Origin of the sequence: Enterocloster sp. OA13, assembly GCF_022440595.1 — a bacterium.
Classification (GTDB): Bacteria; Bacillota; Clostridia; order Lachnospirales; family Lachnospiraceae; genus Enterocloster; species Enterocloster hominis.
In genome coordinates, this window is the sequence record NZ_JAKNTF010000001.1 from 5,343,965 (window position 1) to 5,360,021 (window position 16,057).

16 protein-coding genes are annotated in these 16,057 nt (G+C 46.6%); all 16 read left to right on the plus strand.

Annotated features, from left to right (window positions below):
- Positions 1 to 6: 6 nt before the first annotated feature.
- The 16 genes from MCJ35_RS23650 (at position 7) to MCJ35_RS23725 (ending at position 15,972) form a co-directional block, all read left to right on the plus strand.
- Entirely contained in the window at positions 7 to 558 is a 552-nt protein-coding gene (locus tag MCJ35_RS23650; protein ID WP_025484981.1) for a hypothetical protein, read from the plus strand.
- 213 nt (positions 559 to 771) lie between these two features.
- Positions 772 to 1,182, plus strand: a complete 411-nt coding sequence (locus tag MCJ35_RS23655; RefSeq protein ID WP_025484980.1) for a hypothetical protein — start codon at positions 772 to 774, stop codon at positions 1,180 to 1,182.
- Between the two features lie 11 nt (positions 1,183 to 1,193).
- Positions 1,194 to 1,502 (plus strand): hypothetical protein, encoded by a 309-nt coding sequence (locus MCJ35_RS23660; RefSeq protein ID WP_025484979.1) that lies wholly within the window; start codon positions 1,194 to 1,196, stop codon positions 1,500 to 1,502.
- Positions 1,503 to 1,524: 22 nt separating this feature from the next.
- Positions 1,525 to 2,235 carry a hypothetical protein gene (locus MCJ35_RS23665; RefSeq protein ID WP_025484977.1) on the plus strand — a complete coding sequence of 237 codons (711 nt, stop codon included), beginning with the start codon at positions 1,525 to 1,527 and terminating at the stop codon, positions 2,233 to 2,235.
- 13 nt (positions 2,236 to 2,248) lie between these two features.
- Positions 2,249 to 3,145: a hypothetical protein gene (locus tag MCJ35_RS23670; protein ID WP_025484976.1), complete on the plus strand. Its 897-nt coding sequence runs from the start codon at positions 2,249 to 2,251 to the stop codon at positions 3,143 to 3,145.
- A complete protein-coding gene (locus MCJ35_RS23675; protein WP_025484974.1) occupies positions 3,142 to 4,353 on the plus strand; it encodes a C40 family peptidase in 1,212 nt (403 codons plus the stop codon). The genes MCJ35_RS23670 and MCJ35_RS23675 overlap by 4 nt, the downstream gene beginning before the upstream one ends.
- Positions 4,354 to 4,388: 35 nt before the next feature.
- Positions 4,389 to 7,376, plus strand: a complete 2,988-nt coding sequence (locus tag MCJ35_RS23680; protein ID WP_025484973.1) for a VirB4 family type IV secretion system protein — start codon at positions 4,389 to 4,391, stop codon at positions 7,374 to 7,376.
- 130 nt (positions 7,377 to 7,506) lie between these two features.
- A complete protein-coding gene (locus tag MCJ35_RS23685) occupies positions 7,507 to 8,046 on the plus strand; it encodes a DUF5697 family protein (RefSeq protein WP_025484971.1) in 540 nt (179 codons plus the stop codon).
- Positions 8,039 to 8,704: a DUF6100 family protein gene (locus tag MCJ35_RS23690; protein WP_025484969.1), complete on the plus strand. Its 666-nt coding sequence runs from the start codon at positions 8,039 to 8,041 to the stop codon at positions 8,702 to 8,704. The genes MCJ35_RS23685 and MCJ35_RS23690 overlap by 8 nt, the downstream gene beginning before the upstream one ends.
- 134 nt (positions 8,705 to 8,838) lie before the next feature.
- Entirely contained in the window at positions 8,839 to 9,942 is a 1,104-nt protein-coding gene (locus tag MCJ35_RS23695) for a hypothetical protein (protein WP_240299670.1), read from the plus strand.
- Positions 9,943 to 9,968: 26 nt separating this feature from the next.
- Positions 9,969 to 11,876, plus strand: coding sequence for a VirD4-like conjugal transfer protein, CD1115 family (locus MCJ35_RS23700; protein ID WP_034577268.1), 1,908 nt, complete (start codon positions 9,969 to 9,971; stop codon positions 11,874 to 11,876).
- 29 nt (positions 11,877 to 11,905) lie between these two features.
- Positions 11,906 to 12,970 carry a S1 RNA-binding domain-containing protein gene (locus MCJ35_RS23705; RefSeq protein ID WP_025484964.1) on the plus strand — a complete coding sequence of 355 codons (1,065 nt, stop codon included), beginning with the start codon at positions 11,906 to 11,908 and terminating at the stop codon, positions 12,968 to 12,970.
- A 168-nt stretch (positions 12,971 to 13,138) separates the two neighbouring features.
- A complete protein-coding gene (locus MCJ35_RS23710) occupies positions 13,139 to 13,477 on the plus strand; it encodes a hypothetical protein (RefSeq protein ID WP_025484963.1) in 339 nt (112 codons plus the stop codon).
- A gap of 17 nt (positions 13,478 to 13,494) precedes the next feature.
- Positions 13,495 to 14,079 carry a CD3072 family TudS-related putative desulfidase gene (locus tag MCJ35_RS23715; protein WP_025484962.1) on the plus strand — a complete coding sequence of 195 codons (585 nt, stop codon included), beginning with the start codon at positions 13,495 to 13,497 and terminating at the stop codon, positions 14,077 to 14,079.
- A complete protein-coding gene (locus MCJ35_RS23720) occupies positions 13,997 to 15,496 on the plus strand; it encodes a Y-family DNA polymerase (protein ID WP_034577266.1) in 1,500 nt (499 codons plus the stop codon). The genes MCJ35_RS23715 and MCJ35_RS23720 overlap by 83 nt, the downstream gene beginning before the upstream one ends.
- Before the next feature lie 23 nt (positions 15,497 to 15,519).
- Positions 15,520 to 15,972, plus strand: a complete 453-nt coding sequence (locus tag MCJ35_RS23725) for a YolD-like family protein (RefSeq protein WP_025484960.1) — start codon at positions 15,520 to 15,522, stop codon at positions 15,970 to 15,972.
- Positions 15,973 to 16,057: the final 85 nt, after the last annotated feature.

Consider the following 16,057-nt stretch of genomic DNA (forward strand, 5'->3'; position numbering starts at 1 on the left):
TCGCATATGAACCGTTCAAAAGGGAAAAACCAGCCAGTAGATCAGGATAGCCCTGTCTACCATGATACCTGCAAACTCCTGAAAAATTACCGCGATGCCGTATGGAACCTGGAGCTGGATGTGCAGCATGTCCGACGGGAATTTGAGATTGAATACGGCAACAGCGTGGAGGAATTCCTGGATTCCATATACCTGGCAGGGGCAGATATATACGGGACGAAACTTGAAAATTACGCAAGGAGCATTGAACGAAGCAATAAAATGCTGTCCCTTCTTACATCTGCCGTTGATATCCTGCGGAGCAAGCACAAGTTTGGAGAACAATATTACTGGATTCTGTACTACACTTATCTCTCTCCCCAGCAGCTGCAGAACACGGATGAAATTATAGACAAGCTGCGCCCCCATATTGCCAATATCTCTTACCGGACCTATTACCGGAAGAAACCGCAGGCTATTGATGCTTTAAGCGGTATTCTGTGGGGCTATACTTCCAGGGACTGCCTGGGAGTCTTAGATAAATTCTTTCCAAAAGACACAGAATCAGAAAAGGAATGACCGTAAAATGGCATAAAATCAAGAAAAACTGGCACGTAAATGCGATTTACACTGCATTTTTGACATGCTATAATGGTCACGCTTAAAGCTATATCCAATGGCGTTTATGCCAGAACCAGACACCGGTTTATCCAGGTGTTATTTTTTTACCCGAAAGGGCCGGCAATTCGTTGAAAAGCCGGCCTTTTCTATTTCATTTACAGGAGGTAGAACGTGAAAAAAGAAAAGAGTATTCAGACACCCGCTGTACCTGCAGCAACCCGCCACCGTATATTGGGAGGCAGGAAAAAAATTGTTTTAGGAAAAGTCATGTACACAGCTGCAATCTCCGCCTATATCATAGCCCTCAATGTTCAGCCGGTTCTGGCCGCTGATATGTGGTCTCAGGCCGAAACCATTATGAAGGATGTCTACGGGAAAATCTTAGGTATTTCCACCATTGCTGCCATTGTGACCGCCTCTGTAGCGTTGCTGCTTATGAATTTCTCAAAATCCGGAAAAACCGTGGACGAATCGAGAGCATGGCTGAAACGCATCGCTATTTCATGGGTCATCCTGAACGGGTTAGGTTTCATCATGGCATATGTTACTCCATTTTTCTCGGATGGGAAATGGAACGGATAAAGGAGGAAGCAATGAACCTGAAGAAAACCCGCTGTCATCCATCACTTTATGCAAGCAATCCAGATGGGAGCTATTCCTATCTTGGTAACTGCAACATTCATGGAAACAGGAAGTCCGGCTACCTAATCCATATCTGCCCGGCCTTGGTAAGGAGAACTCCGGAAGCTATATTCCAACTCCGCTTTCCTGCCTCTTTTTCGCAGCACAACTATAAACGCCACCTGACAATCCTGCATCAAAATCACAAGATTCATACCGGTATCCAGGAGAAGGTTTCATACATGGCCTTTTTACCGAAATCTCGGATATCATGCACCTAAACACGAAGGGAGGAAAGATTGCATGGGCATTTTAGATGGGATTGTCGAATGGCTGGCCGAACAGGTCATGAATGGCCTTGATTTAATCACAACTTCCGTATTAGGGGCTTTGGGCTGCAGCATGGATACCTTTCTGCGCTATTTCCCGGCAGCTGATACCATGTACCGGATATTTGTTGCGACGGGAATTGGTCTTATCCTGCTCAACTGGGTCTGGCAGCTGTTTAAAAATTTTGGATTAATTGCTGGCGTCGAGGCTGAAGATCCCTTTAAGCTGAGCATCCGTTCTGTGCTGTTCATCTTGCTTGTATATTACTGCAGAGATATCACGGACATTCTTCTGGAGGTAGGCGGTACTCCCTATAAATGGATTCTTACCTCGGAACTCCCACCTATCAGCTTCGCAGATTTCAATTCTGTCATGCTGACGATCCTCGGCGTCTGTGCAAGCGGTTCCGTTGCCTTAATTGCCCTAATCCTTGTCTTAATGCTGGCATGGAACTACATTAAACTTTTGTTTGAGGCGGCAGAACGTTATATCCTGCTTGGGGTCCTGGTCTTTACCGCGCCAATGGCATTTGCCACCGGTTCTTCCCAGACAACCTCCAATATCTTCAAAAGCTGGTGCCGAATGTTTGGCGGACAGCTTTTTTTACTGGTTATGAATGCCTGGTGCCTGCGCCTGTTTACATCTATGGTTGGAAATTTCATTGCCAGCCCATTATCGCTTTAGGAGGTGCTCGAAGATGAAAAAACTTAAAACCGCTGTCAGTATGCTGCTTCTTTCACTTTCTCTGACCTTCATGCAGGCAATGCCGGTACTGGCTGTCACAGAAGACGAAGTAGCCGCCAATGGAAAAGAGGAAACAGCCGGCAGTATTTTTATCTGGTTTTTATGTGCTATCGCTTTCCTGAAAGTCAGCCAGAAGATTGACAGCTTCATGAGCAGCCTTGGTATTAACGTCGGGCATACCGGCGGTTCCATGGTAGGCGAGCTGATGGTCGCTGCAAAAGGCCTTACTACGGCCAAAAATATATCTACCGGAGGAAGTTTTCGAGGTTGCTCCGTAAGGGGCGGATCTACGATGAACCATGCTTCCGTACTATCCGGCGGTCTGGCTGGAGCGGTTGGCCGGCAGTTTTCACAAAGCGCCATTAACACTGTAACCGGCCAATCCAGTAACCCCATCAGCCGGAGGGCTTTTGAGACCTCTGTAAAGAAAGGGGGAGAATTTGCCAACAGTGTCACCGGAGCCGTCGCCCAGGGAAACATCAGCTACACTGGTTCCATGACCGGGCCACAGGCAGCACAGGCCCTGACCTCCTATATGGGGCAGACTGGAATCCCCGATGCCCCGGATTACTCTGGCGTGGAAATCGGCGGCGGCCGTATTATGGGGATGGAAACAGGTATTGAGCATCCAAATGGCTCCTCTTTTGCCATGTACCATACGGATCAGTATATGGCTCCGGAAGGCAGTTATGATACGGTAACTACTGCTGATAACGCCACATGGTACCGCCAGTATGCGACCGACACTGTGGAACGGACACCATACATGACAGAGAAAGGGCAGATAGCCTACCACGAGAGTATTGTGCAAAAGCTTCCAAACATGCCTAAAAGAAAGGATCGTGTATGAGTGGTAAAACCAGTGAGGACTCCCCAATCCTGCAGATGGCTAAGACTGCAGGCGCGATAAAGGGGGCTGTTAAAACAGGGAAAGCCATTGCAGGCCTCTCCAAAGGAGCGGCCGCCGGCCCTTATGGAATGGCTGCCGCCGGGTTATGGGAAAGCCGGCATTTAGTGGCAAAAGTCATTACTGTCATGATAGCCCTGTTTTTGCTGCCGGTCATGTTTATTCTGATGCTCCCGTCACTGATTTTCGGCAGCAAAGGACTGAATGAAGTGCCTGCCAACGTGCTGAATGATAATACTGTCATCATGTCGAATATCTCTGAGGTTGAAATGGGGATTGAGGCCATCCTGCGTGAAAAGCATGATGCGCTCCTAAAGCAGATTGAAAAGGCTGCGGCCAATCTTGGTTCTAACTGTGACTACAGTATTACCGATGATTTTTCAGACTGCATTATATATGAAAGCGCTCTGATTATTTCCCAGTTTTGTGCTTCACAGGCAGATTATCAGGAAGTGAATCTTGCAAAACTTGAGCAGATTTTACGGGCGGGTACAGATGGTATCTTTTCCTATACCGTTGATATTACCAGCCACGAAGAAACGGATCCGGATACCGGCGAAAAAGAAACCTATTACCATTATGAATATATTGTCCAATATGCCGGTGACGGTTACTTTGCCGATCATGTATTCCATTTGACTGAGGAGCAGGCAGAGACCGCTACACTCTATGCGTCCAACCTGCATTTGTTCTTATTTGATACGGTTTATAACGTGGAAATCAATCCGGACTTAATCCCCGGCGAGACCGGAAATGCTGCAGTTGACATGGCTCTCACCAAATTGGGGACACCATATAGCCAGGATTTGCGGAACCAGGAAGGATATTTTGACTGCAGCTCATTTACCTATTGGGTATATAAGCAGCTAGGGGTCTCCCTCCTATACGAAGGTTCCAACACAGCCGCCGCCCAAGGACGCTATATTGCAGAGAACCACCTGGCTATCGCCTATGAGGACCTGGCCCCTGGGGATTTGATTTTCTATTCCTTTGAAGTGAACAACCGCTATTTAAACATCAGCCATATTGCGATCTATGCCGGCGACGGTTACGTGGTGGATGCCTCCTCTTCTAAAAAGAAGGTTGTCTACCGTCCGATTTACAGTATCAACAACATTGTATTATGTGGAAGGCCATATGCCTCGCCCTGACCGGCCGGCAGATGGCCTTTTTTAGGAGGTGCATTATGTCCATGCGACAGGAAGAAACAGATATCTATGTGATACCACCCAATTTTATTGAAACAGGCACGATATTCGGCGGAACGGTTAAATTCCGTAATGCGGTTGAGGCTCTGTTGATTGCTCTGGCTATTGGGATTCCGGAATTCAGGCTTCCGGTGACTCTCACTACAAAAATTATCATTGCCTGCCTGACAGTGCTGCCCTTGTCACTGTTTGCCATTATCGGTATTAACGGGGAGAGCTTGTCCTCTTTCGTCATTAACTTCTTTCTTTATTTAAAGAACAGACGCATTATTGGCAAAATAGAAGAATCAGAAACAGAACCATTATCGGACAGCAAGAAAAATCCCCGGGAACATCCAATCAAAAAAAGGGAACGTAAAGCCAAAACGGCTAAAGAAGATTTCCCAGAGGAATTCGGCAGTTTTCAGGAACGGAGAGCTTCCAAAAAGAAAAAGCCGGAAAAAGAAACCAAAAAGGCTAATAAAAAGAAGCCAAAAAAATCTGTGGCTGCCCCTAAAGACACCGCAGCACTTTTAAACCCTACGGCAGAGTATCTTCCTATCCAAAAGATTGAAAATGGCATTATCTATACCAAGAATCACCGCTATGTAAAAATCATTGAAATTGTGCCTATTAATTTTTTGCTGCGAAGTGCCAGAGAGCAGAAAAACATTATTTATTCCTTTGTCTCTTATCTGAAAATCAGCCCGGTCAAACTGCAATTTAAAGTCCTGACCCGGCGGGCCGACATTAACCGGCATCTGGAAACCATACGGGAAGAAATGAGGGAGGAAACTGATGAGCGCTGTATTGCCCTGCAGAAAGACTATGAGCTGCTGATCCAACGCATCGGCTCCAGGGAGGCCATCACCCGGCGCTTTTTTATTATTTTTGAATATGAACCATTTGCCGGGAGCCGCAACAGCGATGAATCAGAAGCACGTTCAGCCCTGCTTACTGCCGTGCAAACCGCGAAAACCTATCTGCAGCAATGCGGAAATGAACTTCTGGTTCCGGATAATGAAGACGAGATGGCTACCGATGTCATCTATAATCTGCTGAACCGTAAGACCAGTGCCACAAAGCCGTTATCCGTCCGGGTAAACGAGGTAATCGGACAGTATATCAATGCCGGAAGGAACAATCAGCTGGAACACATCCCCGCCTCCGAATTTTTCTCCCCGGAAAGTATTGACTTTACCCATGGGAACTATTGTGTCATGGATGGAATCTATCATACCTATCTTCTGATTCCATCAAGCGGCTATCGTACACAGGTCTGTGCCGGCTGGCTTTCCCTGCTTGTAAACGCCGGCGAAGGAATTGACGTGGATATTTTCTTTGACCGGCAGCCGAAAGACCGTATCCAACAGAAGCTGGGACAGCAGCTCAGGATCAACCGTTCCAAAATCAAGGATACCTCTGATACCAACTCTGACTTTGATGATTTGGACAGTGCAATCCGTTCCGGCTATTTCCTGAAAGAAGGACTGGCTAACAATGAGGATTTCTATTATATGAATATCCTCGTCACCATCACGGCAGACAGTCTGGAGGAATTGGAATGGAGGACAAACGAGATGAAAAAGCTTCTGCTATCTCAGGATATGGAGGCTGTAACCTGCCATTTCCGCGAGGAACAGGCCCTTCTCTCCGCGCTTCCGCTTGTATCCTTGGACAAAAAGCTGTTTGAGCGGTCAAAGCGTAACGTACTGACTACCAGTGTGGCAAGCTGCTATCCGTTTACCAGCTTTGAAATGTGTGATGATAATGGAATCCTGCTCGGTGTAAACAAGCATAACAATTCCCTGATTATTGTGGATATCTTTAATTCCAGGGTGTACAAAAACGCTAACATTGCTCTGCTCGGAACTTCAGGCGCTGGAAAAACCTTTACCATGCAGCTGATGGCTTTAAGGATGCGGAGAAAAAACATCCAGGTATTTATTATCGCTCCCCTGAAGGGGCATGAATTCCATCGGGCCTGCCGCAATATCGGCGGTGAATTCATTCAGATATCCCCTGCATCAAAAAACTGTATCAATGTCATGGAAATCCGTAAAATAGATACTTCCGCCAATGACCTGTTGGATGGCCCGCAGACAGAGAAATCCGAACTGGCAGCCAAAATTCAGCGGCTCCACATTTTCTTTTCCCTCCTGATACCGGATATGAACCATGAGGAACGGCAGCTATTGGATGAGGCCCTCATACAGACTTATAGACGCAAGGGTATTACCCATAACAATGAAAGCCTGTATGATCCGAAGTGTCCGGGACAATACCGGGAAATGCCGATTTTGGAAGATGTCTATAATATTCTGAAAGAAAATGCGGATACCAGGAGGCTGGCAAATATTATGAACCGGCTGGTTCATGGCTCCGCTTCCACCTTTAATCAGCAGACTAATGTTAACCTGGAGAATAAATATACGGTTCTGGATATTTCAGAGCTGACAGGTGACTTGCTTACCGTAGGGATGTTCGTGGCTTTAGACTTCGTGTGGGATAAGGCAAAGGAAGACCGGACGGTGGAAAAAGCAATTTTCATCGATGAGACATGGCAGCTGATTGGGGCTTCCTCCAACCGCCTTGCAGCTGAATTTGTTCTTGAGATTTTTAAAATCATCCGGGGTTATGGGGGATCGGCAATTTGTGCTACCCAGGACTTAAATGACTTCTTCGCTTTAGAGGATGGAAAATACGGAAAAGGAATCATAAACAACTCCAAGACCAAAATCATTCTGAACCTGGAAGATGAGGAGGCCATGCGCGTACAGTCAATCCTGCATCTGTCCGAGGCTGAAACTATGGCAATTACCCATTTTGAACGCGGTAATGCCCTGATATCAACAAACAACAATAACGTGACCGTTGAGTTCAAAGCCTCTGACCTGGAAAAAGACCTGATTACAACAGACCGGGAGGAGCTAAAGAAAATCCTGGCACGGGAGAAACATCAGCAGGCCATGGCGGAAGCAGGCTGATATCCACATATTTGCGCAAACTTTACCCATTTACCTGTGTTCCGTGTTTGGCGCCGCTTTTCTCTATGCGTAAAGAATACGCAGGATTGCGCAAACAAGCCATGTTTCTATGAATATTAAGGAGGCGCTTATGATTTATCCCAACCAAGCTGACAATGACCGGAAGGAAATTATCCGTGTACTGTCTCTTTATCACTGTTTGGAATTGAGACAGCTCATTGGTTTGTTTCCCTCCATCCCGGTACCATCCCTTCTTTCTCTGCTGAGACGCCTGCAAAAACAAGGCAGGATTCTATTACAGGACGATGCAGTGAAATGCCTTCCGGAAAAAGAACCTGTGGACTGCATGTCGAAGGCCATTGATGTGCTTTTAGACTTTTTTCCGGAAGTCACCTACCACTCTCCCGGCGAATTTCCAGTGACATTGACTTTTTTTGCCAGGGAGGAGGGCTATGAGGTTATCAGCCTGCCGGAAGGAAAAGAACTCCTGGTTATCCACGCCCTTTCCCTGCAGCACCGGCCGGTGGATGGTTGTCAGCGCCTGGTTGTCCTGGCCGATCAAAGGCAATTGGATAAAGCCTGCCGTCTGCCGGACATTGCGGCCTTCTGCCTGGTATCGGACGGACAGGTTCAGTATTTAAAAAAACAGCAAGGAGGAATCCATGGATAGAAACACCCTAAATGCCCGTACCCAGAAAATACAGGCTGAAATACCAAAACTGACTAATACCTTATATGCGCTGGATTTAACGGACAGCAAAGACTATCCCCAGAATTATGAGGAACTGAGTACCGACGCGGCCCTGCGGGCGGAACACATTGCATGCTCCCTTCGGAATCTGATCTACGCGGCCAATCTGGTACCCAAACCGGTGCTGATGAAGAAAGCGGCCGCTATACAGGGTATTACCATCACCCAGACATCGAATATGGTTATGATCACCCTGCCGGGGCTGATGCCCAAAAAATACCGGCACAGCAACCCGTCATTCGTTACCGAACCGCTTTACCAGTGCCTTTCAGACTATGCAGACGGGCATGAACTTCTCCACTTTCATGAATGTGTAGTCTGCTTTTCCCACCAGTATGACCGAAACCTCTCCTCACGAAGGGTGCGGGACTATGACAATCTGGAGTGCAAACAGATTCTGGACACGGCCGCCGCATTCCTGATGAAGGATGACACCGGTCTCCTATGCGATGTCTACCATTGTACCCGCCTGGGAACCGAAGACTGCACAGTTCTTACGGTTATGGAAAAAAACTGCTTTCCGGACTGGCTGAAATCCCATCAGTACAGCCTGGATGAGGTATCGGATTTTTCTTAAAAATACCATTATATTTTCCGACTACGGTTAAATCCCGGCTGTCCAGGCGTAGTTCCTGGAAATTTGCCTCTGGATACCGCGCCTGTTTTACCGGAGTTTCAGTCGGATACGGTTAAATTTGGAGGTGATTTATTTTGGACACATCAACATCAGCTTACCGCTTCTTAGAACTGGTTGCTCTTTCCGGAGAGTTCCCGGCCGATAACCTGCACCGGATGGGGATAGGGGAAAATTACGGGGAAAAGCTGGTTACGAAACTGAAGGAAGAAAAACTGCTCAAAACACACTACAAAGATAAATTGCGCGGATACCGGCTTACTTCAAGGGGGAAGAAAATGCTGCTTGCCCAGAATCCTTCCCGGTTCTCCTTTTATCTGACCGGAAGCAGTGACACCAATCAGCCGCGAAGCGATTATGCCAGGAGGCTCCGGCTCCACCAGGCATCCCGGACCTACTGCCTGCTTCTCAATTCAGGCATTACCCTGTTCCGGGATGTTAAACCGGCCATATTTTCCGGTATCCCCCCGGATGAGCAAGCCCCTTTCCCCACCCCGGTTTTCTATCACTCCAGGGAAATCAAGGAACTGGGGACTGAAACTACGAAAATTAATAACTCCCGCTGTATCGGCGTACTGTTTGCGGACCGCTGTATCTACGTCATTTTCCATACCGGGGATTCTGTGCTGAAATGGGAATATAAAACAGAAATCCGTGTGAAAGCATTCTTATCCTACCATGCGAGCCAGGGAATCTTAAAATCCTGGTACCGCCACGACACTCCCATCCACGCCCTGCTGATTGGAAAAAGTATGGATATTGGTATCCGACTTATGACCAGCACAGGCGGACTCCGGCACAGCCTCTTTACCCTGGATACCAGCTTTGAATATTTCCATTTTGTTCCTGACAGCCGTGCCGGTGAAATCATCTTGACTGTTCTGTGCCGTCCCGGATTCTCCAAACAGTTTTCCGCTTTGCTGCTCTCGGATTTGGAGGCGCCGGATGAAAAGTTAGGGTTTGAACATGATGCCGTAAAGAACGGGAATCCGGTATTGCTGGCCTATGATTTTGATATGCTTCGGATATCCCGTTTTATTACCAGCCTGAAGCTCCACCAATGCAGCGGCCATTTGATTTGTTTTGACTTCCAGAAGGAAGCTCTGCTTTTTTACTGCGGAGACACTGTTACCATATCCACGATTGATCTCACTAAATTTGAGAGGAGGTTTTTCCCATAGTACAGAAAAAACCATCCTGGAAGGTACTGGCTGTCCTTCCTGTGTTACTTGCTACTCTGCTCTATGCCGGCGGGTATCTGGCCCAATTCCTGATTAATTACCATGTGTGGTCCGAAGCCGGCAATACACCCGGGAATGGTTCCGGTCCTCTATTCCCATCCGGTTCCCTGTCCGCCTGCCTGTCCGCCTTAACTGTTTTTCCATACAGCATGTATGGAATTTTTTTATGCCTTGGAATCTTTGGCGTCCTGATTTTCATGATTATGAGGATGGGATTTGGAAACAAAGGGGTCTATGACAGGGAACGGAATCTAATATATTCGGATAAGGGAACCTATGGAACCTCCGGATTTATGACCGAAGAAGAAATGAACCAGGTTTTGGAACTGGTTCCGGATGTAAGAAAAACTAAGGGCGTTATTCTCGGAAAATTAAATGGGAAGGCAGTCTGCCTTCCGGAAAATACCCGGATGAACCGCAATGTTGCCGTGTACGGGGCCAGTGGTTCGATGAAAAGCAGGGCTTATGCCAGAAATGTGATTTTTCAATGTGTAGCCCGTGGGGAAAGCCTGATAATCAACGATCCAAAATCAGAATTGTATGAAGACATGGCGGAGTATCTTGAGGGATATGGGTATACAGTGCGGGTATTCAATTTGGTAAACCCGGAAAACTCCGACAGTTGGAACTGCCTGAAGGAAATAGAGGGGCAGGAAATTATGGCGCAGCTGACAGCCGATGTTATCATCAAAAACACCGGAGCTGGAAAAGGGGATCACTTCTGGGATAACGCAGAACTCAACCTGCTAAAGGCATTAATCCTATATGTGGAACGAGGCTTTCCGGAGGAAGGGAAAAATATCGGGCAGGTTTATCAGCTTCTGACGATGTGCTCCGAAAAAGAGCTGAACGGGCTGTTCGACCTGATTCCAATCACACACCCTGCAAAGGCGCCTTACAATATATTCAGCCAGGCTTCGGATACCGTGCGGACCGGCGTTATCATTGGTCTTGGCTCCCGGCTACAAATCTTTCAGAATAAGCAGATCCGCCAGATTACCAGTTACGATGAAATCAACCTGACACGTCCGGGATATGAAAAATGCGCCTTTTTTTGTGTGTCCTCGGATCAGGATTCCACCTTCGACTTTCTATCCTCCCTGTTTATGAGCTTCGTATTCATTAAACTGGTAAGGTATGCGGACAAATATGGGGAAGGCGGTAAGCTGCCGGTCCCAGTACACATACTGGCGGATGAGCTGGCGAACGGCGGCGTGATTTTGGACCTCACCAAAAAAATCAGTACCATCCGTAGCCGCTCTCTGTCGATCAGCTGCCTGTTCCAAAACCTGCCGCAAATGCAAAACCGATACCCGGATAATCAGTATCAGGAAATTATCGGAAATTGTGACACGCAGCTCTTCCTCGGCTGCACAGATGAGGTGACTGCCAGGTTTATTTCAGACCGATCCGGAGAAGTCAGCATAGCCGTAGAAAGCCAGGCTAAACAGCTGAATACCTGGAGAGTGTCCAATTATACCCCGGAATACCGGGAAACCAGCTCTGTCGGTAAACGGAAACTCCTCACCCCAGATGAGGTTCTCCGGCTTCCCCTGGATACTGCCCTTGTTATTTTAAGGGGCCAGAAAGTCCTTCAAGTGGAAAAATATGATTATACCCAACATCCGGAGAGCAAAAAAATGAAGCCCTGTAAAGCAGTGGAACATATACCGGCATGGAGAGGGCTTCCGGATGTAGAGGCTGACTTCATCAGCCCCATGAAGACAAAACCGGCTAAAAGGACAGGAAGTAAACCAAAACAAGACCCATCCTTTTTCCCTAAAGCTGCTCCCCCTAAACAGAATCCGGTTGCAGCGGATAACGATGCCGATTTTCAGATTGTCATAACGGATAAAGAATCCATTATGTCATAACATGCACATGATTGAAAGGAGAACACATTATGCCCAGAAAAACAGTAGAAACTATTTTAGATCAGGAAGACCGGACGATAGAAGCCCCCATCTCCCCGGAATCTCCAACAGAAACTTCTCCAACTTCGGAATTGGATGGAGAGGCGAACAAAATATCAGCCAGGAAAACAACTTCCAGCAGAAAACCTGCCCCATCTACGATACTGACCATTGATTCTGATGGGGAGGTAGAAACTCCGGAAAGTGTAGAGGATACCATCTGGCATGACCTGCAGAATGCTTACCGCACGAAAAAACTTCTTACCGGCCAGCTTGGCGGTGTGGAAAAGATGGAGGGCGGCGGAATCATTGCTGTCGTCTATTACAAGAAATTCCGTGTAGCCATCCCCTTATCAGAAATGATGATTAATCTTGTGGAGGACGAGCGCCACGATTATGGGGAACTCGCCCAGCGGCAGAATAAGATTGTCAGCAATATGCTTGGCTGCGAGATTGACTTTATTATTAAAGGCCTGGACAATTCCAGCCGGAGTGTTGTTGCCAGCCGCAAGGATGCCATGCTTAAAAAGCGGCAAATCTTTTATCTGCCCGACGCCGGCGGCAGCTCCCGGGTATGTGAAGACCGTATTGTACAGGCCAGAATTGTTGCTGTTGCCGAAAAGGTAATCCGGGTTGAAATCTTTGGCGTGGAAACATCCATTCTGGCCCGCGACCTTTCCTGGGACTGGCTGGGGAATGCCAATGAGATGTTCCATGTCGGGGAGCAGATTTTGGTCCGTATCTTAAATATCAAGGCCGAAGACATAAACCACATCTCTGTGAAGGCCGATGTCAAAAGCGTCAATGGCGACACCAGCAAAGCAAACTTAGGGAAATGCAAGATACAGGGAAAATATGCCGGGACCATTACCGATATCCATAAGGGAACCGTTTTTGTTCGGCTCTCCATCGGCGTCAATGCCATCGCCCACAGCTGCTATGATAACCGTACTCCTGGGAAAAAGGATGAAGTCAGCTTCGTTGTCACCAGGATTGACGAGGAACGGAACGTGGCGGTAGGGTTGATATCCCGGATTATTAAACAGCATATCTGACATATGTTGGCAGGCTGAACCTTAACCTTCAGCCTGTCATTCTTTATAGAACAATACTCTTGTCTGAACCGCCAAAATGTCCGGTATTATCCACTGTATATAACATGAATGTTTATAGTAATTCCCCTGTCCATATGATAAAATAAAGGCAAAAACGCGGAGGCAGCCATGGGTGTATCCAAGAAAGGGCGACGAAATATTGAGTATAACAATCAAACATATGTCTGGTGGGTTGGTAAGGACGACGACTCTTGTGACCAGGTATGGCTGAACATTGTTTCTGACGATAAGAGCATTGTCCTTTCCTACCGAGTGGGCGAGGGGGATTTCTTCATCATCAGTAAAGGGAAAATGTTTCAAGGGAAAGAAACTTCCGGTCACTGGGAATATTATGAATATCCGATGAAACGCCCTCCTTTTACCGTAACACCAAGCTTTGTTTATGATCTGATTGCATGGGCAGTAGACGGTAACAATGCAGTGCTTTTGAATGGATCTAAGATATAATTTGAGGGGAGAATTTTATGTTTGATGATGTAAGAAGTAAAAAAGTGGTTTTGATTGCTCATTGCTTTTTGAATCAAAATTCCATTTCTGACGGAACGGCAGTATATCCAGCTGCTTTTAAAAGCGTTATTAAAATTTTACTTGATGCCGATATTGGTATTTTTCAAATGCCATGCCCTGAACTTTGCTGTCTGGGACTTGACCGGGGAAATATTAATGGGATTGACAGTCCCGTTACGGTTGAAAATACACGGATCCGAATGGAGATGCAAAAAGGAAGTGCAAACGCAAACCTAACTCGTTTGGTTGATTATGTTATGCAGCAGATTATGGAGTATCATAAGAACGGGTTTGAACTCGTTGGAATCATAGAAGCAAACCGCTCGCCGAATTGCGGCATAGATACTACTTCAGACAATGATATAGAAGTGGAAGGCAAAGGTTTATTCATGGAAAAACTTGCTGAATGCCTTTTGAATGAGCATTTGACAATTCCAATGATAGGACTAAAAGGTTCGGATAATATCGAGAAAAAATTACGCTTCCGTCGAATGCAGAGAACGGCAGCTCAACCCTCTAACTACAAATTTAGTGGTAGCTGATGCAAGCCGCACAGAAAAAACAATCTGTCTTGCCGTATCACCGGCTTTGAAAGCCTATGGCATTCCTGGACGGCCAAGATTGTTTGAGGTAGTGCAGAAGGTACGGGAAGCGAATACAAAGCGACAAGATATGGCTCCCGGTAATACCTTTACCGGTTCTTCCTGGAATTCTGACGAACTGAAGACATCTCCAGAGCTTTCCATTTCATATATTACGGCCCCGCCACGAATGGCTTTTTATATGGAATACAGTACCCGGATCTATAATATTTACCTGAAGTATATTGCTCCGGAAGACATCCATGTCTATTCCATTGATGAAGTAATCATGGATGTCACGGATTATCTTGACACATACCAGCTTACTGCCCGTGAACTGACGCTAAAGATGATGGAGGATGTCCTCCAAACCACGGGAATTACAGCTACGGCGGGAATTGGCACAAATATGTATCTATGCAAGATTGCCATGGATATTGTTGCAAAGCGCATTGAACCGGACCAAAATGGAGCACGAATTGCCGAATTGGATGAAATGTCCTATCGCCGCCTCCTATGGAGCCATCGTCCGCTGACTGACTTCTGGCGTGTAGGCAGGGGATATTCAAAAAAGCTGGAAGAGCATGGAATGTATACCATGGGCGATGTGGCGCGGTGTTCCCTGGGAAAGCCCAACGAATATTATAATGAGGATCTGCTTTACAAACTGTTCGGAATCAATGCAGAACTGCTTATTGATCATGCCTGGGGATGGGAACCCTGCACCATGGCTGATATCAAAGCATATAAGCCATCGGCAAACAGTATCGGCTCCGGTCAAGTGCTTCAATGCCCTTACGATTATGAGAGAGCCAAACTGATTGTCCGGGAAATGACCGATCTGCTGGTGCTTGACCTGGTGGACAAGGGGCTTGTGACAGACCAGATGGTTCTCACTGTCGGATATGATATTGAAAATCTCACCAATCCGGAGATCCGGAAACTTTATAAAGGTGAAATTGTAACGGATCACTTTGGCCGTAAGATTCCCAAGCACGCTCATGGTACTGCCAATATCGGTCGGCTTACTTCTTCAACAATGTTGATTATGGATGCTGTCATAGGGTTATTTGACCGGATAATAGATAAAAACCTGCTGATTAGGCGGATTTATATTACGGCCTGCCATGTAATTGAGGAAAACACAGTCGTTGAAAAGCCAGCCTTTGAACAGCTCAATCTATTTACAGACTATGATGCATTAGAAAAAAGGAAGCAGGAAGAGGAAGCAAAGCTCAAACGTGAAAAGCAGCTGCAGCAAGCTATGCTGGGTATCCAGAAAAAATACGGCAAAAATGCGATTTTAAAAGGTACGGATCTTGAGGACGGAGCAATGACCCGTGAACGGAACCAGCAAATTGGTGGTCATAAGGCGTAGTTCAGGTATAAAAGGAGCAAGTAATGAATAAAAAGGACGCAGATACCCATAGTTATGATGATATCATCCATCTTCCCCATCATGTTTCGGCGGTTCACCCTCATATGCCGGTTTCTGACAGGGCGGCACAATTTTCCCCTTTTGCCGCTCTGACCGGTTATGATGCAGCTGTTAAAGAAACTGCCCGCCTGACAGATGAGAGAGCTGAATTGGATGAGAACGCCAAGGCAGTCTTAGATGAGAAGTTCAGGATGCTGCAGGAAGTGCTGTCCAGACATCCAAAAATAACCGTCACCTATTTCCAACAGGATGAGAAGAAATCTGGAGGCGCCTATGTCTCAGTCACGGAAAATGTTAAAAAGATTGATATATACGGACAATTTTTATTGATGGAAGACGGTATGAAGATTCCCTTAAAGGAAATATTTAATATGGAGGGTGAGATATTCGGATTTGTAGACGATAATTTGGAGTGATTGGATGAAATAAGAATCACAATAAATTTGCATTACATCAATATTCAGGTATTGACTCTCTCGTTGCGTAACGGTTTAAGATATA

Excerpts from the sequence above, each read along its gene's own strand:
- MCJ35_RS23670 (WP_025484976.1), top strand. The coding sequence starts at position 2,249 with ATGAAAAAACTTAAAACCGCTGTCAGTATGCTGCTTCTTTCACTTTCT.
- MCJ35_RS23650 (WP_025484981.1), top strand. The coding sequence starts at position 7 with ATGAACCGTTCAAAAGGGAAAAACCAGCCAGTAGATCAGGATAGCCCT.
- MCJ35_RS23715 (WP_025484962.1), top strand. The coding sequence starts at position 13,495 with ATGTTTGATGATGTAAGAAGTAAAAAAGTGGTTTTGATTGCTCATTGC.
- MCJ35_RS23665 (WP_025484977.1), top strand. The coding sequence starts at position 1,525 with ATGGGCATTTTAGATGGGATTGTCGAATGGCTGGCCGAACAGGTCATG.
- MCJ35_RS23680 (WP_025484973.1), top strand. The coding sequence starts at position 4,389 with ATGTCCATGCGACAGGAAGAAACAGATATCTATGTGATACCACCCAAT.
- MCJ35_RS23710 (WP_025484963.1), top strand. The coding sequence starts at position 13,139 with ATGGGTGTATCCAAGAAAGGGCGACGAAATATTGAGTATAACAATCAA.
- MCJ35_RS23685 (WP_025484971.1), top strand. The coding sequence starts at position 7,507 with ATGATTTATCCCAACCAAGCTGACAATGACCGGAAGGAAATTATCCGT.
- MCJ35_RS23660 (WP_025484979.1), top strand. The coding sequence starts at position 1,194 with ATGAACCTGAAGAAAACCCGCTGTCATCCATCACTTTATGCAAGCAAT.
- MCJ35_RS23725 (WP_025484960.1), top strand. The coding sequence starts at position 15,520 with ATGAATAAAAAGGACGCAGATACCCATAGTTATGATGATATCATCCAT.
- MCJ35_RS23705 (WP_025484964.1), top strand. The coding sequence starts at position 11,906 with ATGCCCAGAAAAACAGTAGAAACTATTTTAGATCAGGAAGACCGGACG.
- MCJ35_RS23675 (WP_025484974.1), top strand. The coding sequence starts at position 3,142 with ATGAGTGGTAAAACCAGTGAGGACTCCCCAATCCTGCAGATGGCTAAG.
- MCJ35_RS23690 (WP_025484969.1), top strand. The coding sequence starts at position 8,039 with ATGGATAGAAACACCCTAAATGCCCGTACCCAGAAAATACAGGCTGAA.